The organism is Sulfitobacter sp. M05, from assembly GCF_029285175.1.
Taxonomy (GTDB): Bacteria; Pseudomonadota; Alphaproteobacteria; order Rhodobacterales; family Rhodobacteraceae; genus Sulfitobacter.
The window spans coordinates 1,074,468-1,100,914 of record NZ_JABEDH010000002.1 but is presented as its reverse complement, the minus strand read 5'-3'; the positions used below and the strand labels follow the sequence as shown (position 1 = coordinate 1,100,914).

Genomic DNA, 26,447 nt, shown 5'->3' with positions numbered 1-26,447 from the left:
GATTTTCGATGGCGGGCAAGGCGCAGAAATTCATCCACAGCAATGCGGCACCCCGTGCGCATACAGCCTACGAATTGGCGCTTTACGAACCTGTCAAACCGGCACAGCTGCCCTTCGTTCTGGGGGTTCTCAGCGACCTTTGCGATCCTGCACAGATTGATGCCCGTTCTATTGAGGACCGCGGGTTCTTCGAAATCGATGTGGAAGGGTTTAGCGATCTGACCGACCTTGATCCCAATGCAAAGGCCGCGCGCGCTGACACCCTGCGGCAGCTACTGGTGGACCGTCCCGAATTCGCCGACCTGCTCGCCTATATGGACGGTGCCACATCTGACTCTGTGCCTGAAATTGATGAGCAGGCAAATGCGCTGGATGCGCTGCGGGCGATCAAACTGCCTGAGCCGGAAGAGGACACCAGCGGTTCTGTTCTGGATGGTCTGCGCACGATGGCTGTTCCCGACAGTCCAACCGCCGACGACAGCGCTGCAGCTTTGGATGCCCTCCGTACGGTGGAAATCGGCGCAGAGGGGGGCACCCTTGCCGATGATGCGACAGAGGCCCTCGATGCGCTGCGTATGGCAGAGCAGCCTGAGGCCGATACGGGCCCGAAGGCCGATGACATCCTCTCCAACATCGAAGCCATCGAAGTCGAAGAGATTGAGGACACCTCCGACAGCATCCTAGCTGAGCTTGAACGCGTCGAGGATACGCCGGAAACGGACGATATCGAAGCGACCCTTGCCGGTTTGGAAGCACCCGAGCAGGTCGAGGAAGCCGACGATCTGGATGCCATCCTGTCTGACCTTGACGCACCTGGCGCGGTGGAGACCACGCCGGACGCAACTGATGTGCTGGCCACAATTGAGGCGGTAGAAGAAGACGCCGCCGAGGACACCTCAGACACCATCCTCGCCGATCTCGAACGCGTCGAAGATGCGCCGGAAACGGACGATATCGAAGCGACCCTTGCCGGTTTGGAAGCGCCCGAGCAGATCGAGGAAGCCGACGATCTGGATGCCATCCTGTCTGACCTTGACGCACCTGAAGCGGTGGAGACCATGCCGGACGATCTGGAGGCATTGTTGGATGATCTGGGCGGTGACGATACTGCGCAGGCCGCTGATGAGGATGTCGGGGATCTGTTGGCGGATGTCGAACCATCGGCCCCCGACGCGGACCCTGATACACCAGCGCTGGTCGACCCTGTTTCTGAGGCACCGAAGGTTGAAGCGGCCCCTCCTGCGCTGACAGAGGGAACGGAGCCTGACGCAGCGGAGGCCCTTGCCGCCGAAGAGGAAGCGCAGGCCGCTCTGGAGATGGAAGCGATCCTCGCGGATTTGCAGCCTGACGTGCCAGACGAGGAAGACGATGATCTTGACGCCCTATTGGGGGCACTTGAGGAGCCGCAGGAAGAGGAGCCAGCGCCCCCTGCAGTTGATGATCTGGATGCGCTGCTTGCTGGCTTGCAAGACGACATGATCGAGGCAGAAGAAGATGACACGCCGGAACAGAGTGACGCAGCCACGACAGAGCCTGCACCCATAGTGCCACAGCCCGACCGGGTTGAAAGCGAACCCTCCGGCGACGTGACACCCGAAACTCTGCATGAGGAGCCTGCGGCGCAGGGAGACGATCTGGACGCCCTGCTTGATGGTTTGGACACTGAAGTCTCTGAGGACAAAGATGCCGAGGCGGCGACAGCAGAAGAGGGAAAGAGCGATATGCCAGCTGAAACAGAGGTCAAGACGGCCAAGGCGACCCTCAGCGCAGAGCCCGAACTGGCCTTTGGCACCATGAGTGGTGAACGCCCTGATGCGCAGAAACTGGAACGCAAACGCTTTCGTATCGCCTTGCTTGGGGATTTTACCGGACGTGCGGCGCATGGGCTGATCGAGGTCGGTGACACACTTGCGGCACGCAAGCCGATTATCTTGGATACAGATACAGTTGAGGATGTCATCGAAGGGTTTGCCACCACACTTGTTCTGCCCATTGGCAAGGATGGCGCCGGGGTCGAGGTCAAGCTGGGTGGCTTGGACGATCTGCATCCGGACGAGCTTTATGAAAATGTTGAACTGTTTGCGGCGCTGAAGGGGCTCAAGGCGCAATTGGGCGCGGGCGGCACAGCGGAAAACGCGGCCAAATCGCTGGTCGCTTGGGGCGAACAGCACGGGCGCGCGGTTGCACCGGCGCGGGCGACATCTGGCGGCAACACGGTACGCGCTGATCTCAAGTTAAGTGATTTTCAACAGCTGATTGGCGATACGCAAAAGACCTTGGCACAGCCTTCGCCAGTGGATGAACTGATGGCCCGTGTTGTGGGGCCGCATATTCGCAAACTGCCTGATCCAGATGCGACCGCAATGGCGGGCGCGGTCGATGATGCCCTGTCGGGGGCGATGCGCATGGTCCTGCATCACCCCGAGTTCCAGTCGGTCGAAGCGCAGTGGCGCGCGCTTGATCTGATCGCCCGCAGTGTGGAGACCGATGATACGCTTGAGGTGGTGCTGTACGATATTTCAGCCGAGGAAATCGCGGCAGACCTGACGCAATCGGATGACCTGTCAAACAGCGGTCTTGCTCGGCTGTTGACCGAAGGGCCAATGGACGAGGAGTTCGGGCGTGGAGCCTATTCTGCCTTAATCGGCATGTACACCTTTGAGGAAACACCACCCCATGCGCAGCTTTTGGGCCGTATCGCACGGGTTGCGGCACATATCGATGCGCCGTTCTTTGCCGCCATCACGCCGGGTTTTATCGAAACGGCGAAACCGGACCGTCATCCGCTGGTGGCTGCCGAATGGGACAGGTTGCGGGCGATGCCTGAGGCGCGGCATCTGGCGTTGGCCACACCGCGCTTCTTGATGCGCCGGCCATATGGTGCCAAAACAGAACCTATATACGAGTTTGATTTTGAAGAATTCACCCAAAGTGCCGGATTGTCTGGTATGCTATGGGGGAACCCGGTTGTTCTGGTTGCCATTTTGCTGGCGCGCTCCTTCAAGGAGAATGGCCCGTCGATGGCGTTAGGGAAAATCATGTCGCTTGGCGATATGCCCTACCATTTTGTGTTGGACCGTTTTGGCGATCAGGTGGCATTGCCCTGTACCGAACGCAACCTGACACTGGACAAGGTCGAGACCGTTTTAGGGCGGGGTTACCTGCCTGTGGTGTCGATCAAGGGGCGTGACGAAATCCGGCTGGCTTCTTTCCAGTCGTTGGGAGGGGGCGATATTTTGGGCCCCTGGAGTGGCGAGCAACCGCCGCCGCCCTCTGCACCACAACCGCCCAAAGCCACATCCGGTGGTGCGGACGGACACGACAACGATGCCGCTGGGGATGACGATGATCTGGACGATTTGCTGTCAGGTTTTGATCTCGATGCGGATGATACTGACGAAGATATTATTGATGATGAACACATGGATGCCGAACTGGCTGCGCTGCTGGCCGATCTTTGAGCAAGGGAAATTACGCCCTGCAACGGCCGCGCCATTTTTGAGGAACATTTAATGACGATTAGCAAACCAAGAGACGACGCTTCGACATGGATGTCGGGGACGTACACAACCAAAAAGCTTCGGCTGAAACAGGCCGTGGTCAAAGAGAAACTTTCAACCCTTACGGAGACCACAATCGAATTTCTGGCCCGCAAGACAAATGTGAAACTAGCCGATTTTGTCGGCCAACTGATGACCGTTCATGTGCAACAGGACAGTGCGGGCGAAAACGGACGGATGTTTACGGGCACCTGCATTTCGGTTGAAGGCATGGGAATGCGCGACGGCGACGACCACTATGTTGCGCAGATCCGGCCCTGGTTCTGGATGTTGACCATCGAACGCAACACACGGGTGTTTCAGGAAATGTCGGTCAAGGAAATCATTGAGGACGTGCTGGGCAAACACGGGTTCTCGGATTTCCAGATCAAGACATCGGAAACCTATGAAAAGCGTGACTATTGCGTGCAGTACCGTGAAACCGATTTCGCTTTTCTGTCGCGGCTGATGGAAGAAGAGGGGATGTATTACTTTTTTGACCATTCCGACGCGCATATGAAAAACGAAAAACTGATCATTTGCGACGGTGTCTCTGCTCATAAGGTGATCGATGATGAAGCGGAGCTGAAGTTCAAGCCGCGCGATGGCAGTGACACAAAAACTCAGATGACCATCAGCGAATGGGCGGCGGCAAACAGTGTGACACGCGGCAAGGTCAGTCTGGCGGATTATGACTTTGAGAAGCCCTCTGTGCGCCAGATGGAAACCACCAGTATGCCCAAGGGCAACCATCAGTACAAAGAAAAGGAATACTACGATCTGCCGGGGCACTATCGCGGAGAAAAACGTCTGGGCGACACACGTACCCGCGTGCGGGTAGAGGCCGATGCGATCCAGCACCTTTTGTATAGGGGCGCAGGTGACGTGCGCCACTTTGGCACCGGTTTCCTGTTCAAGCTTTCCGAGCATCCCGAAGACGCAAATAACACCGATTATCTGATCACCGAGGCGGAACACACGATCCTTGATTCCGACGAGATGAAGAAACAGGAAAATGAGGTCTGGCTGGCGCTGCGTCCCCAGAACATCAACATCGATGAGGAAATCAAAAACGATTATTCCTTTACCTTTGGCGCGGTGGCCAAGGTCAAACAATTCCGCGCGCCTTTTACGACGCCTTGGCCGGAAATCCCAGGCATCCAGATCGGCGAGGTCGTCGGACCGGCAGGCAAGGAAATACATACGGATGAGTATGGCCGGATCAAGGTCCGGTTCCGATGGGACAGGATCAATCCGCCAGACGACACGGCCTCTTGCTGGATCAGGGTTGTGACCCAATGGTCCGGCAACAATTGGGGTCTCTTGTCGATCCCGCGCATTGGTCAGGAAGTTGTGGTACAATTCGAAGACGGCGATCCCGACCGCCCGATTGTCACCGGAATGATGTATAACAAGGACAAGATGCCGCCCTATGTCGATCCGCAGAAACCGACCCGCACCGGCCTGATGACCCGGACGTCGCCGAGTGGCGGTGAAACCGATTACAATGCGCTGGTGTTCGAAGATGATGCCGGCAAGGAGTACACGCATTTTCAGTCACAAAAAGACTACCAAATGGTTGTTAAGGATAGCGCACAAATCACCATCGGTGATGATGGCGTGAACGTTGCCCCTGATGCCCATTCAGTCGCAGCCGGCAGTCTGTTGCAAACTGTTAAGCAGGACGTGACCGAGATGGTTCAGGAAGGCAACAAACTGGAAACGGTGGACACCGGCACGCTGGACCTGATTGTCGAGGGCAACATGACCGAAACGGTACGGACCGGAAATTATTCAGAGGTTGTCGATACCGGCAACAAATCCGTTCAGGTCAAAAGCGGGAACATCAGTGTTGATGCCGATGCGGGCAAGATCAACGTCAAAGCGGCCACGACGATTACGATGGAGGCGATGCAGAAGATCACGCTTAAGGTGGGGGGAAGTTCGATTGAAATCACCCAGGCCGGCGTCGCTATCAAGGGGACGGGGACCGCAAAAATGGAAGCGCCTTTGGTCACCGCACAAGCTTCGGGGTTGTTGACCCTGAAGGGCTCACTGACGAAGATTAACTAGGGCGGAATGATGGGAAATCGATTCACAAATATGGTGAAAGTGCCAAAAGAGCCGGCGGCAAAGTTGCTGTCCATGGCGAACACCCGGCTCGATACACCTATTACCGCACCCGTCGCTGCCCTACCTGATGTGGTGCTGGAAGAACTGGATGAGAAAGGCGCGATGATTGATCTGATCCGCCTGCTGTCCATCCTTTTGCCACCGCGCGAACGGGTTTGGTGGGCCTGTATGGCCGCGCGGGACTATGTCGGGCCAAAGTCAAAGAACGACCCCAAGTCGCTGACCGCATCCGAGGATTGGGTGTTCAAACCCACTGAGGAGAACCGCGAACGTGCCCGCCTGTCGATGGACGAGGCCTATATTGACGATGACACCGTGAATATCGCCCTGTCGGTCGTCTATTCCGATGGCACCCTCGGGCCGGCAGATCTGGCAGAGTATCCGGCACCGGCTGGGGCCGCGGAAACCAGTGCTTTTGCCATGAATATCGTAGCGTTGGACAAAAACTCTGATAGGTTTGAGGAGTATGGCCAGATGTTGATTGACCGTGCCGTCGACATCGCCCGCGGCGGAAACGGGCGGATGGAAAACAAGGACAAGATGGAGGAGGCGACACCATGACATTACCCGCCGCCCGGATGACGGATATGCATCTGTGCCTGATGCCTGCCCCCCCTCCTGCGCCGCCGGTGCCGCCGCCCGGGGTGCCGATGCCAATCCTGACGCCCTGCTGTCCGACGGTCCTGATCAACTTTCTGCCTGCCGCCCGGATGACGGATATGTCGCCCCTTGGCGTGCCGCATCCGATTGTGAAAGGCTCTGCTACCGTGTTGGTCAATTTCCTGCCTGCGGCGCGGGTTACCGATAATGTCGCTTGCGGGGGCATGATGATACCGCCCTGTTGCCCCACTGTTCTGATCGGAGGTTAGCGTCAGGTATGCCGGTTAAACTTTCTTTCCAGTCTTCGGGCACAATGCCCGGTGATGTTGGTCCGATGCAGATGCCTATGGGCGGATCCCTCAGTATCGGACGGGGGCCAGCCAATGACATCGTCTTGCCCGATCCCGAACGCCAGCTGTCCAAAAGTCACTGTGTGATCGAAGACCACAACGGCAATGTCGTGCTGGTTGATTTTTCCACCAACGGCACCTTTTTGAACTATTCCAAAACCCCATTGGGCCGCATTCCTACGCCGATTAACAACGGTGATATCCTGTCTGTTGGCAGCTACGAATTACTGGTCGAGATTACCGAGGCACTGGCCGCCCCGATCCCTGACCCGGTAGGCCATAACCAAGTGTCGCACGGGCAGGCGGATAATGCGCCTGATCCGCTGGATCTGATGGATGATGTCGGGCCGGGCGGTGATTTCCTTGATGATCTGCTGGGGTCACCCGAAGGACCAAAAGGGCCAAGCCAGATTAACACGGCAGACCCCATCGACGACCTTCTGCCACCTTTGGGCGAAGAGGAAGACCCGTTTTTTGCCAAACCCTCCGACGGGTTGAACGATGATCTGGGGCCCAGTCAGGCGATGCACAACACCAGCGGCAGTGACAGTTTCCGCCCGGCGCATTCCAGCGGGCCTGCGGTGATCCCGGATGATTGGGACGATGATCTGCTGTCCCCTTCCAAGCCCGAGCCGGTGGCAAAACCGGAACCTGTGACCACCCAGAAACCGGTTCCCGCCCCGCCTGAGGCGGCACCGTCTGCTGTGGCACAACCGGACACCGACCCGACAAAGCCACCCACCGCTGGCAAAGACGACAGCACGGCCCCACCGGCCACGACAGACCGGACTGCGCAACAGGTGATTGCAACAGGTGATCAGGCCGCCGCACGCGCGTTCTTCGATGCGCTTGACGTCGAAGGGTTGGAAATTCCGGACGAAGATTTACACACCTCTATGGGCCGTATGGGGCGGGTCATGCGCACCATGATCACCGGCCTGCGTGAAATCCTGATGACGCGCACTTCGATCAAATCCGAGTTTCGCATTGAACAGACGATGATCAGTTCGGGTGGCAACAATCCGTTGAAATTCTCGATCAGTCCGGATCAGGCAATCGAGGCGTTGATCAAACCGAAATCGCGCGGCTATCTTGGGTCGGAAACCGCAACCGAACAAGCGCTGAACGATATCAAAGCACATGAGGTCGCCATGGTGACCGGCATGGAAGCCGCATTAAAAGGTATTCTGGCCAAGCTTGATCCCGAGGTGTTGGGCGCGCAGATTGAAACCGGCGGCAGCTTTAGTGATCTATTAAAAGGCAAAAAAGCCCGCTATTGGGAAGTATACGAAAAAATGTATGGCCAGATCGCAGATCAGGCCGAGAATGATTTTCACGAACTGTTCAGCCGCGAATTTGCGCGGGCATATAAAGACCAGCTCGAAAAGTTAAAATAGTACGGCCTCGATGCGGGGCTGACGACACAGGGAGAATTATGTGTCCTGGGACAGTAAAGTGCTTTGGACGGAGGGGTTGTTTTTGCAGCCCCACCATTTCCAGCAGGCGGATCGTCATAAAGAGGCGTTGATTGCAGGGCTGGCGCGCCGCATCCGGCCCTACGGCTGGGGCGTTAATGCATTAGAGATTGACGAAGAGGTGCTGAAGGTCGGGCAATTCGCGCTGAAAGGCTGTTCGGGTCTGACCCATGACGGCATGGTGTTTCGCGTGCCGCAAACCGAAGATCATCCGCCGGCATTGGAAGTGCCCGAAACCATCAAGGATTGCGTGGTCTACCTGACCGTGCCGCAACGCCGCCAAGGCGCAGTTGAAGTTGACCTGAGCGGCGCGGAACAATCGGTCAGCCGGCTGCGCCCTGCGGAACTTGAAATCACCGACACCATGGGCCGCGACCAGAAACCGGTGACCATCGGGGTTGGCAAAATGCGTTTGCAATTCGCCCTCGCGGTAGACGAGTTGGCCGATATGCTGGCAATTCCGATTGCGCGGATCATCGAGGTGCGTCCCGACAAAGAGATCATTCTGGACCGCAGCTTTATTCCCAGCTGTATCGACCTGCGTGCCGCCCCCCCACTTGAGGGGTTCATTCGCGAAGTCGAGGGATTGCTGTCGCACCGCATGACCGCCCTTGCTGGCCGCCTGTCAGAAGGGGGTGCCGCAAAAGCGGTGGCCGAAGTTTCGGATTTCCTGTTGCTGACAGTGATCAACCGGATGATCCCGGTGTTCCGCCATCTGACCACGCTGGAAAATCTGCACCCAGAAGACGCCTATCGCCATTGTGTGGCGCTGGCCGGGGAATTGTCGGTCTTTATGACCACCAACAAACAGCCACCGGAATTCCCGCCCTATCAACATGATAACCTGTCGACTAGCTTTGCGCCGGTGATCCGCACCCTGCGGCAATACCTCAGCTCGGTTCTGGAACAGACGGCGATTTCGATCCCGCTGGAGGCCCGCAAATACGGCGTCAGCGTTGGCGTCATTTCAGACCGCAAGCTGATCAGCACCGCGGGTTTTGTCCTTGCCGTGCAGGCGGAAATTCCAGCCGAAGATGTACGCCGCCATTTCGCAGGACAGGCCAAGATCGGTCCAGTTGAGGAAATCCGCCAATTGGTCAATTCCGCCTTGCCGGGGATCACACTGCGTCCGATGCCAGTCGCGCCGCGCCAGATCCCCTATCACGCAGGTGTCGTTTATTTCGAACTCGCCGCTGACAGCCCATATTGGGGCAAAATGACAACGTCAGGCGGTATCGCTGTGCATGTTTCAGGTCAATATCCCGGCCTGAACATGGAACTTTGGGCGATCCGTAACTCGTAGAATTAGGAAAAGGGGCAAGCAATGTCATCTGACGACCCGTTTGCAGAACCCGAGGATACAGACAAAACGGTAATCCGCCCCAATCCGGGCGGACGGCGCACCGCCGCGACGCCACCGGCGAGCGCTGCGGTGATGGCCGAACCGATGGCCGCCCCCGCGCAACAACCAACGGGTGCTATGGGCATTCCGGCTGCGGCCGCCGCCCCACAAGCCACCAAACGCGACGGTGCCCAAGAGACCGAAATGGTCCACACCGGCATGAACCAGTTAACTGCCTGCGCGGCACCGCTGTTCTCCCTGATCAGCCGTATCCGCAACCGCGCACAACATATGGACCCTGACAAGCTGCGCTCTTCTGTTGTGGCCGAGGTGCGGGCCTTTGAAAACCGCGCCTTGCAGGCTGGCGTACCAGCGCAAACCGTTAAAATTGCACGGTATTCCCTTTGTGCAACATTGGATGATGTGGTGTTGAATACGCCATGGGGTGGGCAATCCAGCTGGGGTTTGCAATCCATGGTTGGTACATTCCACCGCGAAACCGTGGGTGGTGATCGGTTTTACGACCTGCTGGCGCGGCTTGAAAAAGAGCCGGGCAATAACCTTGATGTGCTTGAGTTTATTTACATGTGCCTGTCGCTGGGGTTCGAGGGGCGGTTGCGTGTTGAACAAGGTGGATCGGATAAGCACCTGCAAATCCGGCAAGGTCTGGCGCGGATCATTCGGGGCCAGCGTGGCGATGTCGAACGTGATCTTTCGCCCCATTGGGAAGGCGAAAACAAACCCTTCAAAGCGCTGTCGGCATGGCGGCTGGTCTGGATCGCCCTTGGCGTAACAGCCGCACTTCTGGCACTGCAATTCACCGGGTTTTCCTATCTGCTGGGCACGCAGACAGAACGGTTGATCGGGCAGCTTTCGGTCATCGACAGCGGTCCAGTGGCCGAGTTGCAACGCCGCGCACCGCCGCCGCCGCCAACACCGCCCGCCTCTTCCGAAGAAGTCAGGCTGAAAAAGGTCGTCGCCTTCCTTCAAAAAGAGATCGACGAGGGCATCGTGAATGTCTTTCAAAAGGGCAACACTTTGGTGATCCGGATCGCGGGGTCCAATATGTTTGGCTCCGGATCGGATACGCTGACGGCAAAATTTGCTGATCCGATTGCGCGGGTGGCCGTGGCACTGAATGACGAACCCGGCCCCGTGATCATCACCGGCCATTCCGACAATGTACCGATCAAATCGTCGCGCTTTCCCTCAAACATGCACCTTAGTCTGGCACGGGCAAAATCGGTGATGGCGTCGATGGCAAAAACCATCAAAGACACCGACCGCCTGAGTGCGGAAGGACGCGCCGAAAAAGAACCCATTGCCGACAACGGCACACGTGACGGGCGGGCCAAAAACCGCCGTATCGAAGTGTTGCTTGTGCAGGAGACCCAATAATGTACGTCCGCCGCTTCTTTATCATGATGTTCCGGTCGATCTACACGATCCTGATCCTTGTGGCCGCCGCCCTTTCTTTGGCTGTCTGGTTCCTTGCCCCGTTTATCGGCAGCGACACCTGGCACCCCTTTGACAGCATCACCTCGCGAGCCATCTTTATCGGGGGCATATGGTTCTTCTTCTTTGGTTTGGGTCTGTTCATTTTCTTGCGGCGCCGTCGCAAGGAAAAGGCGATGACCGAGGAAATTGCCGAACAGATAGATTCAGCCGGTGATGACGTCACAACCGCCGAACTGGGTGAATTGCGCGACAAATTGAAAACGGCGATGGCGGAATTGCGCAAATCCGGCAGCGGGCGCAAGCACCTGAACGAATTGCCGTGGTATGTCATGATCGGCCCGCCCGGTGCCGGCAAAACCACCGCGATTGTGAACTCTGGCCTGAAATTCCCACTGGCCGAAAGCATGGGCAAAACCGCCATTGGTGGCGTTGGCGGCACGCGCAACTGCGACTGGTGGTTCACCAATGACGCGGTGTTGATTGATACGGCGGGGCGCTACACCACACAGGAAAGCGATCAGGAAACCGACAATGCCGGCTGGATCGGTTTCCTCGGGCTGCTCAAGAAATACCGCAAACGCCAGCCGATCAACGGGGCGATGATTGCGATTTCGCTCAGTGACCTTCTGCAACAGGATGAGGTCACGCAGGCCGGTCACGCCTTGGCCGTGCGCCGCCGGCTGAATGAGCTGCGCGAGAAACTGGGCGTACGTTTCCCGGTCTATGTGCTGTTCACCAAGGCCGATCTGATTGCCGGTTTCTCAGAATTCTATGACAATCTGGGTAAGGAAGACCGGGAACAGGTATGGGGCTTTACCCTGCCACTGGACAGCTCTAAGGGCGAGGTTTCGCCAGTCGCGTCTTTCGATGCGGAGTTTGGCCTGTTGCTGGGGCAGCTTAACGCACAATCTCTGGAACGGATGCAAACCGAGATCGACCCGCAGCGCCGTTCGCTGGTCGCGGGTTTCCCCAGTCAGGTTGCCGCCATGCGCACCGTCGCGCACAACTTTCTGGCCGAAGTGTTTCAGGACAACCGCTATGAACAGCGCCACATGCTGCGCGGTATCTATTTTACCTCTGGCACGCAGGAAGGCACGCCAATTGACCGCCTGATGCTGGGCATGGCGCGGACCTTTGGTATTGGACGTCAGGCCATTGGTACAGGGCAAGGGCAGGGGCGTTCCTATTTCCTGACCCGTCTGTTTGAACAGGTTATCTTTCCTGAGGCGGGTCTTGTCTCGGCCGATGACAAGGTCGAGCGCCGTTATCGCTGGACCAAACGCGCCGCCATTGCCGCCACAGTCCTTGTCGCCCTGTTGACCGGCACCCTGTTCACCCGCAGCTATCTGGGAAATCAGGAACTGATCGAACAGGCATCAACCTATGTCGACAGCTATCAGCAGGTCAGCTCTACCTTGCCCGGCAGCCCCTTGGGCGACACTGATCTGCCGCCTGTGGTTGATGCGCTGAACATCCTGCGCGACATGCCGACCAACCCCGCGCTTGGCGATCCTGACCCTGAGGGGCGGCTGACCTATGGTCTCTATCAAGGCGAGGTCATCGGCACGCAGGCGGCGCAAACCTATCGCTCCGCCCTGAACCAGCGCTTTCTGCCCCGTCTTTTGTTGCGGCTTGAGGAGCAGATTACCGGCAATGTGAACAACCCCGATCTTCTGTACGAAGCGTTGAAAATCTATCTGATGCTGGGTCTTGAGGGACCCATGAACAGCGAGCTGGTGCAGGAATGGATGGATATCGACTGGTCGATCACCTACGCCGGGGCCAACCGCGCCGGGCTGCGTGACGATCTGGCCTTTCACCTTGATACGATGCTGTCCCAGCCAATGGAAAAGATCGCGTTGAATGGTCCGCTGGTCGAGCAGGTGCAAGGTATCCTGTCGGAAATGCCACTGGCGCAGCGGGTCTATAACGGCATCATCAACAGCCCCTCCGCCACCAGCCTGCCCGAATGGCGCATCACCGAAGCGGGCGGGCCTGCGGTCACCCGTGTTCTGGTCCGCTCTTCCGGCAAGGCTCTGAATGAGGGCGTCGAAGGTATCTTTACCTATGAAGGGTTCAACGATGTGTTCCTGGGCGAAGCTTTGGGGGTGGCGAAACGCATTCAGGGAGACAGCTGGGTTCTTGGCCCACGCGGCGAGGCAGAGCAAACCGATGCCGCGTTGACCGCCCTCAGCCGCGATGTGCTTGATCTCTATTACAACGACTATATTGCGCGATATGACGCCATTCTGGGAGACATTGACGTGATCCCGTTGGAGTCGCTTAGCCATGCGGTTGAGGTGACAAATGTGCTGTCCGGCCCCACCTCGCCAATTGTGAATATCCTCACCGAAATCTCCAAGGAAACCAAACTAACCGAGTCGCGCGCGGGCGTTCTTGGGGGGGATGAGGTGGCCGAAGGGGTGGGCCGCATCGCCCAACTTGAGGCGCGTTCCAACCTCAGCATTCAAGGTGAAATTTTGCTGAGCGCGCTGCAAAACTCCGCACAGGCCCAAGCGAACGGTGCCCCCCCCAAACCGCCCGGCTCTTATGTCGAGGACCGGTTTGAGTGGCTGCACACTTTGGTCGAGCGCCCAGAGGGGCAAGACAGCCAGCTGGATCTCTTGGTCGGCACATTGCAGGAAGTGTATCAGGAGCTGAACAAAATGTCGTTCAGCGGCGTTGCAGCCACGGCAGCCGAAGGGGGCACCGCAACCCAGCGGTTCCAGCAGATGGCCAGCCGCATTCCCGGCCCGCTTGAACGTTGGGCCAGCCAGATCACCAGCAGCTCAACCGGCATTACCGCAGATGGCACCCGTTCGTCGATCAATGCCAAATGGCAGTCTAATGTGCTGCCGTTCTGCACACAGGCACTGGAAAACCGTTATCCGTTCAACCGCCGTGCGCGGGCAGATGTTTCGATGTCGGACTTTCAAAAACTGTTTGCCCCCGGTGGCATGATCGACGTGTTCTTTGGCGAGAACTTGTCGAAATTCGTGGATACCGGTGCCCGGCCATGGTCGTGGAAAAAGGTGAATGATGTCGATCTGGGCATTTCGCCGGCGGTATTGCAACAGATGCAATATGCGGCGGAAATCCGTGATGCGTTTTTTGCCGGTGCCCCGAACCCGCAGGTCAATTTCCAGATCACCCCCGAGGCGCTGGACCCCAAGGCGCAGTCCGTTCAACTGACCATCGGATCACAAAACGTTCTGTTTGAAACCAGACGGCCCAACAACACACCCGTTGCCATCACATGGCCGGGCAGTGTCGGGCTGGCCGGTGTAGTATTTCAACCCGCGCTCAGCAACGGAGAAAGCCAACTGGCCAAGGATGGACCTTGGGCATGGTTCCGCCTGTTGGATGCCGCTGAAATCCGGCGCACCAATGTATCAGACCGCAAACGCGTCATCTTTAACGTCGCGGGTCGTATTGCAATTTTCCAACTACAGTCAGGATCCGTTATCAATCCATTTGCACTCCCTGCGCTTACCAAATTCAGCTGCCCCAAGACGTTTTAATGGGGCAGGGTTTCGGTGCCTTCGGAAAGATGCCCGCCTTGGGCGATTTCTTTCACCTGAACACCCCGCAGGGGTTTGTCAGGGTGTGGGATGACTGGTTGCAGGGCGCGATGATGACCGCGGCGCAAGCGGGCGGCGGCGCTTGGGATGACCAATATATGTCTGCCCCGATCTGGCGTTTTACGCTGTCACCCGGGGTTGCGGGGGCCACCAAGGTGTTGGGCATTGTGATGCCCTCGGTTGATCGTGTCGGGCGGCGTTTCCCGCTGGCCTTGATGGCCGCGCTGGATCACGAAGGGCCGGCAGCATTTGACCATCTGACACAGGATACAACCTTTGAACGGCTTGAGGACCTTGCGCTTTCCTGTCTCGATGACGGGATGGACCGGGATCGACTGGCCGCGGCACTGACGGAAATTCGCCCTCCCGCGCCGCCACCCTATACACCCGTGCGCAGGGTAGGAAACGCATTGGTGCTTAGCCCTGCCGACTTTCAGGGCACCGCGCCCGCGCTTGCCGCAGGGCTGGTGGGCACTGGCATGGCGGCCCCCTGTTTGTGGACCACTCTTGTGGATGATACACGGCGCGCTATGGTTTGCGACGGGATGCCTGATGCCCATCAATCGCGCGCCCTTTTTGATCTGAATGCCCCCTTGTGGCGCGAAGCGAGGCCCATCACATGACCCTGCGAACCCGCTATTCCGTGCAGACCCACGTGGGCCTCAAGCGAAAGGTGAACGAGGACGCGGTCCTGGCCTTGCCCGAACTGAACGTCTGGCTGGTTTCTGATGGCATGGGCGGTCATGCCGCCGGTGATTACGCCAGCCGGCTGATTGCCGATATGGCGGCAGGTATTCCGCTGGATCTGGCCCCTGGCGACCGGTTGCAGGCGCTGCGGGATACATTGCATGAGGCGCATCGGCTGATCCGCGCGGAGGCCGCCGCGCAGGGGTTCGATGTGATCGGGGCCACGGTTGTTGCGCTCTTGCTCGCCGAGGGGCATTTCGCGGCGATCTGGGCCGGCGACAGTAGGTTATACCGGCTGCGCGACGGTGAAATCGAAATGTTGACCACCGATCACTCCGTGGTCGCCGCTCTTGTCGAGGCAGGTCATCTCAGCTGGGATGAAGCCGAACACCACCCGCAGTCAAATGCGATCACCCGCGCTGTGGGCGTCGGCGATGAACTGGAGCTGGAAAAGATCAGAGGTGATATCGCTCCCGGTGACCGTTTCCTGATCTGTTCGGACGGGCTGACGAAATATGCCACTTTCGACATGCTGCGCCAAAGCCTTAGCACGCAACCGATCGAAGTCATCTGTGATCACCTGATCCAAATCGCGCTTGCCGGCGGTGGCGGCGACAACATCACCACTGCTGTGATTGATATCATCTAGCCCTTTTCCGGTTTAACCTCAGACATCACGCATTCCCTTTCGCCCAAAGGGTGAGACTGCGAACACGCAATTCACCGTTAAGGTCGGGTGCAATAACAGGCCGCGCCTATTCGTCCGCGATGGTGAAAATCCACGAATCCAGCGACTGGATCAGTTCATCTGCCGAACGTTCACTTAGCGCTTCGGTGAAACCGACAGCGGATTCCTGACGCGGGCGCATCTGCCGGAACAGCGGCGCATAGGAGTGCAGCACCAAAATCTTGCTCTTGCCCAGCGAAGAGTCGTCAATCTCAAACGCCAGTTCGCCCTCGTTCCGATCCGGTTTGTCCAAGTCGAATGTCACCCGCAGCGGAACCTTACCATTGCGACCCTGACGCAGTGTTTCCACCGAATTATCAGGCCGCCCGTTGTTGGGCAGCAGGTGAAAAACATTGCCCGAGACATCCAGAATAGAGGCCGAAATATAACCGGTGGTCACGCTTTCAGGGATCATCAGGTCAATCACCGGATTTTGCCCAACCAGAAACCGACCATCTGGCACGGTCGCGCCACTGACACCTTCGGTAAATACAATCTCGATTTCGCTTTTCGGGGCCTGCGGCAGATAGTTTTCAACCAGACAAAGCGTCGGGTTCAGCACCTCTGCATCAATGACGACAAAACGGTCTTCGGCAATATCCTCAATCGCTTCCTGCAAGGCCGCGACAGTTGCAGCACCGGCAAGTTTACCGGAAATCAGGACCGCATCTTCGGGCCCATATCCCACAGGGCCCGGGTGGCTGGCCTGCGTCAGCGGGCCACAATCGGCATATTGCGCAAGCAGGTATTCCACCTCTACAGCGTCCAGAAACAGTGAGGTCAGGGCCACATCAATGGTCCCGCCAAGGGCACCGGGCCATTCATCCGGGTATTTCGACGTCAAACGGTCCAGCAGATCGGCGTCAGACGTGCTGCCGGTGATCGCCACCTCGTTCCCCCGAAGCGACAGCTGCCAGGTATCAAGGTCATCGACATCATCCAGAACGGACAAGACATCATCGCCCCAACTTGCCGCGATATCCCCCGACGCCAGCGTCAAACTGGCCTCTCCCCCCAGATCACGCACCCGCGCCGACAGGGTCTCTTGCATCTGGGCACTAGGGACAAAACCACTGGCCGATGCCGCACCATTTTCAGGATCGGCAATGACCAGCGCAAAAGGCGCCGCTTTGGGAAGCACCGGTGCGGCATCACCAAACAGCCCGCCGAACCACGCCGCAGCCCCGCCACCAATCACCACAACCGCAGCAATTGCAGCCAGTATTCCGCCAGAGCCGCCACCGGTTTTTGCCGGCTTTGGTTTGAGCGTATCCGGTTTCGTCGGCTTTGCAGGCGGCGCCGCAGCAGGCGTTTGCGTTACGGGCGGAGCCGGATCAAGTGTCTTGGGCGGTGCCACAACAACGGTTGCATCCGAAAGCACATCCTCCGTTTCATCCCCGGCGATATAACGCAGAACCTCGTCCATGGATTGAAACCGCGCATCCGGTAAGGGTGCGGTCATCCGGTCCAGCAACCCCTTCAGCGGCTCGGGCACACCCGTGGTATCCAACGGCATGGCCTTGTTCTTTACAACCTCCATCGGATTGTTGCCGATCTGAGGTTTTTCACCTCTGAAATTGGCCAGCAACAACGCACCCAGAGAATAGATGTCAGACCGCGCGTCGGTGTTCCCGCTGAGCTGTTCAGGCGCGGCATAGGCATATTTTCCGGCGAATTCATTCCCGACAATGGTTTCCGCACCGGGGTTGGTATCCTTGGCAATACCGAAATCAATGACCACGGCTTTGGCCGGATCGCCATCGCGCAGAATGATGTTGTCGGGGGAAAGATCCCGGTGAACAATCGAGCGGTCATGCGCCACCTTCAACCCCTCGCTGACCCGCTTGCACAGGATCAACAGGTCTTCCGGCGGCATCGGCCCCTGGCGCAGCTTGGCATCAAGGCCCGGCCCGTCGATATAATCCATGACCAGATAAACCAGCCCTTCCGACGTGCGATGGTTTTCGGAATAACGCACAATGGCATCGTGCCGGATCTCGCGGACTTCCTCTTCGCGGGTCATCAGTACAAGGAAATCATCGTTGCCAGAAAATTCGGCCTTCAACACCTTGATTGCAATCAGGCGCCCGGAAATTTCGTTGCGCGCACGATAGACATCGGACGTACCGCCGCGCCCCAAAAGCGCCTCGATCCGGTAGGTATTGTTAAGAACATCACCGATTTGAAACGCATCGCCGGGGCGGGGGTCAGTCATAGGTCAATCCAGTCAGCCCAAATAATGGTGCAGCGCGCGTTTATCCAAGCGCCTGAAATTCAACCCGGCGGTTCGCATCGCTGCGCGGATCATCAGCATCAAAAGGCGCGCTTTCACCCATGCCGATGGCCTGCAATCGGTTTTCGCCAATGCCGCAACTTGCCACCATATGACGTTTGACCTCTTGGGCGCGCAACAGGGACAGGTTTTCATTATAGCTGGCAGAGCCGGAACTATCGGTATGGCCAATGATCTGGAACACCGCCACATCGACGGATTTCATCGCTTCACACAGGCTGGCAAGTTTCGGCTTTTCGTCGTCGCGCAGCGCCGCGCTGTCAAAATCAAAGCTGATCTTGACGTTTACCTGATCGGCTTTTTCAACCGCGACATAGTCTTCTTTCTTGGCCACCTCAGCCTGTGCCTCAGGCTGCTGAGCCGCATCGCCAGCCGGCACGATAACCAGACCACGGGTTTTTTGCTTGTTGAAAGCGTCTTTGATTTCATCCGCGGTCAGCGAGGACTGGGCAACCGCCGATTGACCAATCAAAGCCAGCGTCGCGGCCATAGTTGCCACAGTGAGGGTACGCAGGAAAAACATATCTCCTCCTTTCAAAAAGTAGTTCATTAAATATATTGTTTCCAAGGTATACGACACGGGCACCGGTCACAACGGTTTTGACGCCGACGGCCACCATGGCCTAGACTTTCCCAAGTACAGAACATTTTATTTTCTGAAAGTTTTATTCATGCGGTTAATTCCAGCCATCATACTTGCCGTCGCCATTATTCTGGCCCCTATTTTATGGTTCACTATTCCGATGATCCTCGGGACAGACAATGGCGGCAGGGGGCCCGCCATCGACAGTCAGGCAAGGATTGAAATTGAGGTTTTAAACCAACAGGTTGAAGATATCCGCCTTCGGCTTGAGGACATCCGCGAAGGGATGTCCGCCTTGGGGCAAGAGGTGCGCAACCGCCCTGCATTCCAGCGCCAGATGCCCAGCACTGGCTTAAGCGGCCAGATCGCACCAAACGACGGTGCCGAAGTTTTCGAACGAAATGGCACCAACGATATTATCGACGCCTATGCACAGGTGGTTGTGATCGGGGATCGCAGGAATGTGAACAAGGGTCTGAAAACCGCCGGTCCGACCTACCTTGCCCAGAAATTGGGCAGGCCGCGAGAAGTGCTAAGCGACAAATGCGAGGCAATGACAAATCCGCGCCTGAAACCCAAGCTTAAGACTCAACGTGTCGGCCCCATCCGGGTGACGATGCTGCAACCTGCGCTGGATTCACTGGCCCGCGTGTTTGAAAACGTTCGTGTCACCGATCCCGATCTTTATGCACGGATCAACACCGCCGGCGCCCTTTGTGTGCGCCGCATTCGTGGCACGAAAAACCGCATTTCAACACATGCATTCGGGTTGGCCGTCGATCTGAACATCGACGGCAAGCTTGATACGCTGGGCGACGGCAAGACCCAGCTGGGTCTGACCATTCTGGCCGATTTTTTCCGCACCGAAGGCTGGGTTTGGGGGGCATCATGGCGTCGCGAGGACAGTATGCACTTTGAAATCAGTCGCAAACAGCTGGACCAGTGGTTGGCCGAAGGCAAGCTGTGATTCCGGTAATCCGAATTATGTAAAAATCGTTAAGGTCCCGTCAGAACCCCAGCAGCCCTGCATCCGTAATCGCCGCTTTGATAAAGGCATCCTTGCGCCCTTCGGGTGTCCAGCCAAGTTTCGCTTTGGGTTTGCTGTTGTCAAACGGCGAATAATGCGCGCGGCTTTTCCAATCCCGCAGGCTGGGTTTTGACAGACCACCACGGCGCAACACCTTAGTTTTCAGGAAGAACTTCACCGCATCCGTAGCATAGAGAAGCCCCAGAGGCCCCGAGGAAACCTTGATCCGCGCGCCCAGTGCCTGATGGATTGCATCAAAATACCCACGTGCAGACAGCATCGGTTCGCCGATCAGATTAAAGCTTTCGCCAAGCGCAGCCTCGTGCCTAGCCATCAGGATCAGGCCATCCGCAACATCATCAATCAGGACAAAAGGCAGTATATTTTCGCCGCTGCCCCAGATTTTGACGGCCCCCGCGCCATGCCAGCGCCCGATGCCCCAATGCTGCAACGGGCCGCCAGCGCCAACAACGATGCCGGGGCGCGCAATCGTCACCGGCAACCCCTTGTCACGGTGCATTGCCATCAAGCGCGCCTCGCATTCAGCCTTGGACCGGGCATAGATGTTGCGGCTTTCCATATCCTCGCCAAACCCCGAAGCTTCGGTGATGGTGACCTGTGGGTCAGACAGATCATAAGACGCAATTGTGCCGGTATAGATCAGTCGTTTCACGCCGGCATTCAGCGCCGCCTGCGCAATTCGTTCGGTCACGGCCACGTCATTTTCCAACGCTGCCGCCCATGTCTTATCTTCTGATTTGGCAAGGTGATACACATGTGTGATCCCCTGCATTGCCGCCTCAAGCCCCTGCGCATCCCGCAGGGAAACCGCAACGGTTTCGACCTTATCCGCGATATCATCAAACGGCCCAGTCTTGCCCCGCGACAATACCCGCACATGGGTTCCGCCCTGCGCCAGCCGCCGCGTCAACGCCCGACCGATAAATCCGGTGCCGCCAATTACAAGGGCGGTCGGTTGCGGTATGCCTTCCGGTTTGGTCGTCACCGGCTGTTCTGGCAGCAAGGCCAGAGTTTCATCAATCGCCCGCATCACTTTGATCGCGCTGGCGCCGCTGAACCGCGCGTCAACCGGGCGACCTTCCGCAAGCGCGGAATAAACCGCATCGCAAATGCCACGAAAGCTCAGCCCATAGGGGGATTTCTGGTTCAGTGATGTAAGCTGTCGTGCCGCATTCACCGCCCCCTCGCGCAGATGCCCGAGGCTTTGCCCCAAGGCATCACGCAACGGATTAAGCACCAGATCAGAGGTATTCACCCCCGACACAACCAAACTGTCCTTGGCATAATCCAGCCGCGCCATTGCCGAAGATCCCCGCACGACTACAGACCGATCATCAAAGGTTTCCACCAGCGCAAGGTTCAAGGTCACATCAACACCCCCTGCCCGCGCCAGAATCTGCCAGCCTTGCGGTCGGGTGCCGCCGCCCGGCAGCGCAATTTCATTGGATGTCTGAAGGTGCAGAACCTCGATGTCGCCAAACAGATCCTGCATAAACGCATAGAGATGCGGACCAAGTTCCTGCAAGAGATTCCCGGTTTTCCGCATCATCCAGATACCATACGGCCCCGAACGTAGCGGCCCCAATGGAAAGCACCAGCTGATCTCGGCAGTCGACACCCGCCCCAGTTTTCCGCTTTCTTTCAATGCTTTAAGCCGTTGATAAGACGGAAGTGCCAGAAAGTTATGCCCCGCGGCAAATTGTACGCCAGCCCCCTCTGCCGCTGAAACCATGGCGGTCACATCGGACGCAGAAAGGGCAACAGGTTTCTCTACCAACACATGAAGGCCGCCGGCCACGCATTCCTCGCACACCGCGCGGTGGTATTCTGGCGGGGTCAATACATGTACGGCATCCGCCGCGCCAGCCGCCAGCATCTCCTGCACCGAACCAAAGGCGGCAATTCCACGCCGTGCGGCAAATTCCTGCGCCGCTGCCGGATTACTATCCACCACACATGTCAGCTCCGCTCGATCCGTCGCCTTGATGGCATCCGCATGCCAATCGGAAATATACCCCGCCCCGATGATGCCAACACGTGTTTTCTTGCTCATTCCCGGCTCACTTATATTCGATAATCACCATATCTGCGCCCTTGCGTTTGCGCATGTGATAGGTCGCTGCGCCAACGATATTCGGGAACTTCGACAGAAATAAGTAGAAACCATGATGGGCGGCCCGCAATCTGGGCAGGCCCGACCGGATCAACCCCAGCACCGTCCGCATGTAGGAAACCGCAAACAGCAAAAGCACCAGCACAAGAAGCGGCCAAAAGAACAGCAGCCCGACCAACCCAAGCGCGGGAAGCACAGCGCCATAAATCCACATGCGTTTGCGTTCCCTCTGGAAATACTCGGGATGCAGATCGTTCACTTGTTCGAACCCATGCCCGGTGCGCACCGCTCTGCTCCACCATTGGCTGAAGTGCATCATATTTGCGTCGTGATGCGTCATCGCGAGGGGCAAACGGCATAACGACCATCCCGCCTTGCGCAGCCGGGTGCAAAACTCGTCGTCCTCGGCGGCAATCACCTGCGGATTGAACCCGCCAACCTGTTGAAATACTGCGGCTTTCACCATCATATCACCACCGCAAGCGGCAATGTCCCCCACCGGCCCGTGCCACTCATGATCGCACATTTGATTATAGACGCTGGCATCAGGATAAATTTCAGCCCGCCAACCGGTCACGACACCAAGGCTATCCTGCCCTTCCAGCTCTGCCACCGCTTGGGAAAGATATCCCGGCTCTAAACGGCAATCTCCATCGAGAAACTGAACCATGGCCGGTGGATCGCCGCGGTCCATGATCCGTTCGAACCCGGCATTTCGCGCGCGGGCCGCGGTGAACGGGACACTTTCATCCAACAACACGATTTCAGCGCCAAGTCGGGTAGCATTTTCAAGCGAAGCATCGGTCGATCCACTATCCACATAAACCACCAGATCAACCTCGTCTTGCAAAGACATCAGGCAGTTAACCAATCGGGTGCCCTCATTGCGACCGATGACCACCGCGCCGATTTTTACCTTGGAAGTCATGAAACGTCTCACTTGGATTGTGGCCAGGGTTTGCACAAGGCATCCGCAATCCGGTGTTTCGGGTCAAGCAAAAACCGTTGACCCGCGGTGTGTGTTTCATCGGTGTATGACTACGGTAATTTTGGATTATTGATTTTTCATCGTAGAGAGATACGTTTTGAATTGAAGTCTTTATTAGGTTTGGCGATGACCTACTCTCCCACGCCTTAAGACGCAGTACCATCGGCGCTAAGGCACTTAACGGCTGGGTTCGGGATGGAACCAGGTGTTTTGCTCTCGCTATGATCACCAAACCAAAAAAAGACTTCAACGTGTTTGTATACAAATACGTTGGGTGGGTATCAGCGCATGAAGTGCGCGTTCCCACTCCCTCGCTATTCCGGATGGAACGTTAGAGGTGTGTTTGCGATACAAACTGACATCCCCGGCTTTCCTACCGAGGACATCGAACTTGTCCAAGTCATGTACATCTAATGTACTGTGTATGCTTTTGATTTGAGTAGTGAAGTCTTGCTTCTACTGGATCAAATCAAGCCTATCGAGCAATTAGTACCAGTCAACTGAACGTATTACTACGCTTACATCTCTGGCCTATCGACGAGGTGGTCTACCTCGGCTCTCAGGGATACCTTGTTTTGAGGGGGGCTTCCCGCTTAGATGCCTTCAGCGGTTATCCTGTCCGATCATAGCTACCCAGCACTGCTATTGGCATAACAACTGGTCCACCAGTGGATCGTTCACCCCGGTCCTCTCGTACTAGGGGCAACTCCTCTCAAGTATCCTACACCCACGGAAGATAGGGACCGAACTGTCTCACGACGTTCTAAACCCAGCTCACGTACCTCTTTAAACGGCGAACAGCCGTACCCTTGGGACCTGCTCCAGCCCCAGGATGAGATGAGCCGACATCGAGGTGCCAAACACTGCCGTCGATATGGACTCTTGGGCAGTATCAGCCTGTTATCCCCGGCGTACCTTTTATCCGTTGAGCGATGGCCCTCCCACTTGGGACCACCGGATCACTATGGCCGTCTTTCGACTCTGCTCGACTTGTCAGTCTCGCAGTCAGGCTGGCTTCTGCCATTGCACTCAACGAGCGATTTCCGACCGCTCTGAGCCAACCTTCGCGCGCCTCCGTTACGATTTAGGAGGCGACCGCCCCAGTCAAACTACCCGCCACACAGGGTCCCGGATCCGGATAACGGACCGCGGTTAGACATCAAGCAGAACAAGGGTGGTATCTCAAGGGAGGCTCCACTCCGACTGGCGTCGAAGTTTCAAAGCCCACCACCTATCCTGCACATGTTCGGCCTAATGCCAGTGTGAAGCTGTAGTAAAGGTGCACGGGGTCTTTCCGTCTAACCGCGGGAAACCTGCATCTTGACAGGTAATTCAATTTCGCTGAGTCTATGTTGGAGACAGCGGGGAAGTCGTTACGCCATTCGTGCAGGTCGGAACTTACCCGACAAGGAATTTCGCTACCTTAGGACCGTTATAGTTACGGCCGCCGTTTACCTGGGCTTCAATTCAGAGCTCTCACTCCTCCTTTTAACCTTCAGGCACCGGGCAGGCGTCAGACCCTATACGTCGTCTTACGACTTCGCAGAGCCCTGTGTTTTTAATAAACAGTCGCCACCCCCTGGTTTGTGCCCCCAGCCCCTAGTTGCCTAGGAACCGGGCCTCCTTCTCGCGAACTTACGGAGGTATTTTGCCGAGTTCCTTCAACATAGTTCTCTCAAGCGCCTTGGTATTCTCTACCAGTCCACCTGTGTCGGTTTAGGGTACGATCTAGCGATGGAGCTATTTCCAGGGACCTCTAAGCAGCCCATTCAATCCGATAAGGATGAACTACCCTCGAGATCCGTCACTTCCATCTGGCCCAGGAATATTAACCTGGTTCCCATCGACTACGCCTTTCGGCCTCGCCTTAGGGGTCGGCTTACCCTGCTCAGATTAGCTTTAAGCAGGAACCCTTGGACTTTCGGCGAGAGTGTTTCTCACACTCTTTGTCGCTACTCATGTCATCATTCTCACTAGTGATCTCTCCACCGGATCGCTCACGCGCCGGCTTCACAGAAAGCTCCGCGTCTCCAATTCCACCGAAGTGGATAAGGAGACATGGAACTATGTCACACTACGCTCTGCTACCATGCAATAAATGCATCCTCAGCTTCGGCTCATGGCTTGAGCCCCGTTACATCTTCGCCGCAGGACAACTTATTTAGACCAGTGAGCTGTTACGCTATCTTTAAAGGATGGCTGCTTCTAAGCCAACCTCCTGGTTGTTTTGGTCGTCCCACCTGCTTTCCCACTTAGCCATGAATTAGGGGCCTTAGCTGGAGGTTAGGGTTGTTTCCCTCTTCACGACGGACGTTAGCATTCGCCGTGTGTCTGCCGACTAGTACTCCTCGGTATTCGGAGTTTGGTTAGGATCAGTAAGACGGTGAGTCCCCATTACCCATCCAGTGCTCTACCCCCGAGGGTATTCGGTCGACGCTCTACCTAAATAGATTTCGCAGAGAACCAGCTATCTCCGAGTTTGATTGGCCTTTCACCCCTAGGCACAGCTCATCCCGATCTTTTTCAACAGATGTGGGTTCGGTCCTCCAGTTAGTGTTACCTAACCTTCAACCTGGCCATGCCTAGATCACTCGGTTTCGGGTCTGATCCCACAAACTCAACGCCCTATTAAGACTCGCTTTCGCTACGCCTACACCTAACGGCTTAAGCTTGCTTGTGAGACCAAGTCGATGACCCATTATACAAAAGGTACGCTGTCAGGGCGTAAAGCCCCTCCAACTGATTGTAGGCGTTCGGTTTCAGGTACTGTTTCACTCCCCTCGTCGGGGTGCTTTTCACCTTTCCCTCACGGTACTGGTTCACTATCGGTCAGTAAGGAGTACTTAGCCTTCGAAGGTGGTCCTCCGATCTTCAGACAGAATTTCACGTGTTCCGCCCTACTTAATACGTCCAATCATGCTTCTTATACGGGACTATCACCCACTTTGGTTGCGCATTCCAACGCATTCTAACCACACTCATGGCTCGGCTGGTCCCCGTTCGCTCGCCGCTACTAGGGGAGTATCATATTGATTTCCTTTCCTCCGGGTACTTAGATGTTTCAGTTCCCCGGGTTTGCTTTTTTAAGCCTATATATTCAGCCTAAAAATACCTGGTTTACCAAGTTATTAGCTACACCGAAGTGTAGTAATAACAAAGTATCAGGTGGGTTGCCCCATTCAGAAATCCATGGATCAAAGCTTATTCTCAGCTCCCCATGGCTTATCGCAGAGTATCACGTCTTTCATCGCCTCTTACTGCCAAGGCATTCACCAAACGCCCTTTTCGCGCTTGATTTGATCCAGAAAAAGCAAGACTTGTTTTATGTCCTACCGCTTCGCTACTTGAGGACTATTTACATCCCTTCATAACGTCACCGCATAGAACAACAAACCTGCGCGACCGGCAGAAGCTGGTAAGAAACTGCCAATCCTTATTCTGGTCAAAAGCATACTTTTTCCCGCCTGGATTCTAAATCCAGACAACGAGGCATGCAGATAGGTGTCAGCCGTGCGGGCAAACACCGTCAT

General features: G+C 56.7%; 15 protein-coding genes and 2 rRNA genes. 11 read left to right on the top strand and 6 right to left on the bottom strand.

The window, feature by feature from the left end; genetic code table 11:
• Nucleotides 1-8 precede the first annotated feature (8 nt).
• From HKX44_RS13460 to HKX44_RS13415, 10 genes are read left to right on the top strand one after another with little or no spacing between them, the layout of a single operon-like run.
• Entirely contained in the window at nt 9-3,461 is a 3,453-nt protein-coding gene (locus HKX44_RS13460; RefSeq protein ID WP_276155658.1) for a type VI secretion system contractile sheath large subunit, read from the top strand.
• A 51-nt stretch (nt 3,462-3,512) separates the two neighbouring features.
• Nucleotides 3,513-5,612: a type VI secretion system tip protein TssI/VgrG gene (gene tssI, locus HKX44_RS13455; RefSeq protein WP_276151833.1), complete on the top strand. Its 2,100-nt coding sequence runs from the start codon at nt 3,513-3,515 to the stop codon at nt 5,610-5,612.
• Between the two features lie 9 nt (nt 5,613-5,621).
• Nucleotides 5,622-6,233 (top strand): hypothetical protein, encoded by a 612-nt coding sequence (locus HKX44_RS13450; RefSeq protein ID WP_276151832.1) that lies wholly within the window; start codon nt 5,622-5,624, stop codon nt 6,231-6,233.
• Nucleotides 6,230-6,541 (top strand): PAAR domain-containing protein, encoded by a 312-nt coding sequence (locus HKX44_RS13445; RefSeq protein ID WP_276151831.1) that lies wholly within the window; start codon nt 6,230-6,232, stop codon nt 6,539-6,541. Before HKX44_RS13450 ends, HKX44_RS13445 begins: the two co-directional genes overlap by 4 nt.
• Nucleotides 6,542-6,549: 8 nt before the next feature.
• Entirely contained in the window at nt 6,550-8,019 is a 1,470-nt protein-coding gene (tagH, locus tag HKX44_RS13440; RefSeq protein ID WP_276151830.1) for a type VI secretion system-associated FHA domain protein TagH, read from the top strand.
• A 40-nt stretch (nt 8,020-8,059) separates the two neighbouring features.
• Entirely contained in the window at nt 8,060-9,400 is a 1,341-nt protein-coding gene (tssK, locus tag HKX44_RS13435; protein WP_276151829.1) for a type VI secretion system baseplate subunit TssK, read from the top strand.
• A 21-nt stretch (nt 9,401-9,421) separates the two neighbouring features.
• Entirely contained in the window at nt 9,422-10,837 is a 1,416-nt protein-coding gene (gene icmH / locus HKX44_RS13430) for a type IVB secretion system protein IcmH/DotU (protein ID WP_276151828.1), read from the top strand.
• The gene (tssM, locus tag HKX44_RS13425) at nt 10,837-14,418 is read left to right on the top strand and encodes a type VI secretion system membrane subunit TssM (protein WP_276151827.1); all 3,582 of its coding nucleotides are present in this window, start codon (nt 10,837-10,839) and stop codon (nt 14,416-14,418) included. Before icmH ends, tssM begins: the two co-directional genes overlap by 1 nt.
• The gene (tagF, locus tag HKX44_RS13420; RefSeq protein WP_276151826.1) at nt 14,418-15,101 is read left to right on the top strand and encodes a type VI secretion system-associated protein TagF; all 684 of its coding nucleotides are present in this window, start codon (nt 14,418-14,420) and stop codon (nt 15,099-15,101) included. Before tssM ends, tagF begins: the two co-directional genes overlap by 1 nt.
• Nucleotides 15,098-15,814, top strand: a complete 717-nt coding sequence (locus HKX44_RS13415; RefSeq protein ID WP_276151825.1) for a protein phosphatase 2C domain-containing protein — start codon at nt 15,098-15,100, stop codon at nt 15,812-15,814. The genes tagF and HKX44_RS13415 overlap by 4 nt, the downstream gene beginning before the upstream one ends.
• 106 nt (nt 15,815-15,920) lie before the next feature.
• On the opposite strand, the gene HKX44_RS13410 is transcribed toward HKX44_RS13415, so the two are convergent.
• Entirely contained in the window at nt 15,921-18,107 is a 2,187-nt protein-coding gene (locus HKX44_RS13410) for a protein kinase (RefSeq protein WP_276151824.1), read from the bottom strand.
• Between the two features lie 40 nt (nt 18,108-18,147).
• Nucleotides 18,148-18,708 carry an OmpA family protein gene (locus tag HKX44_RS13405; RefSeq protein ID WP_276151823.1) on the bottom strand — a complete coding sequence of 187 codons (561 nt, stop codon included), beginning with the start codon at nt 18,706-18,708 and terminating at the stop codon, nt 18,148-18,150.
• A gap of 148 nt (nt 18,709-18,856) precedes the next feature.
• Here HKX44_RS13405 and HKX44_RS13400 point away from each other — a divergent pair, with 148 nt between their 5' ends.
• Nucleotides 18,857-19,735 (top strand): M15 family metallopeptidase, encoded by an 879-nt coding sequence (locus tag HKX44_RS13400; protein WP_276151822.1) that lies wholly within the window; start codon nt 18,857-18,859, stop codon nt 19,733-19,735.
• A 40-nt stretch (nt 19,736-19,775) separates the two neighbouring features.
• On the opposite strand, the gene HKX44_RS13395 is transcribed toward HKX44_RS13400, so the two are convergent.
• The 4 genes from HKX44_RS13395 to HKX44_RS13380 all read right to left on the bottom strand — a co-directional run bounded on the left by HKX44_RS13395 (nt 19,776) and on the right by HKX44_RS13380 (nt 26,214).
• Entirely contained in the window at nt 19,776-21,869 is a 2,094-nt protein-coding gene (locus HKX44_RS13395; RefSeq protein ID WP_276151821.1) for an NAD-dependent epimerase/dehydratase family protein, read from the bottom strand.
• Nucleotides 21,870-21,876: 7 nt separating this feature from the next.
• Nucleotides 21,877-22,857 (bottom strand): glycosyltransferase family 2 protein, encoded by a 981-nt coding sequence (locus HKX44_RS13390; RefSeq protein ID WP_276151820.1) that lies wholly within the window; start codon nt 22,855-22,857, stop codon nt 21,877-21,879.
• A gap of 178 nt (nt 22,858-23,035) precedes the next feature.
• Nucleotides 23,036-23,150, bottom strand: a 5S ribosomal RNA gene (rrf, locus tag HKX44_RS13385).
• 232 nt (nt 23,151-23,382) lie between these two features.
• Nucleotides 23,383-26,214 (bottom strand): 23S ribosomal RNA (locus tag HKX44_RS13380).
• Nucleotides 26,215-26,447: the final 233 nt, after the last annotated feature.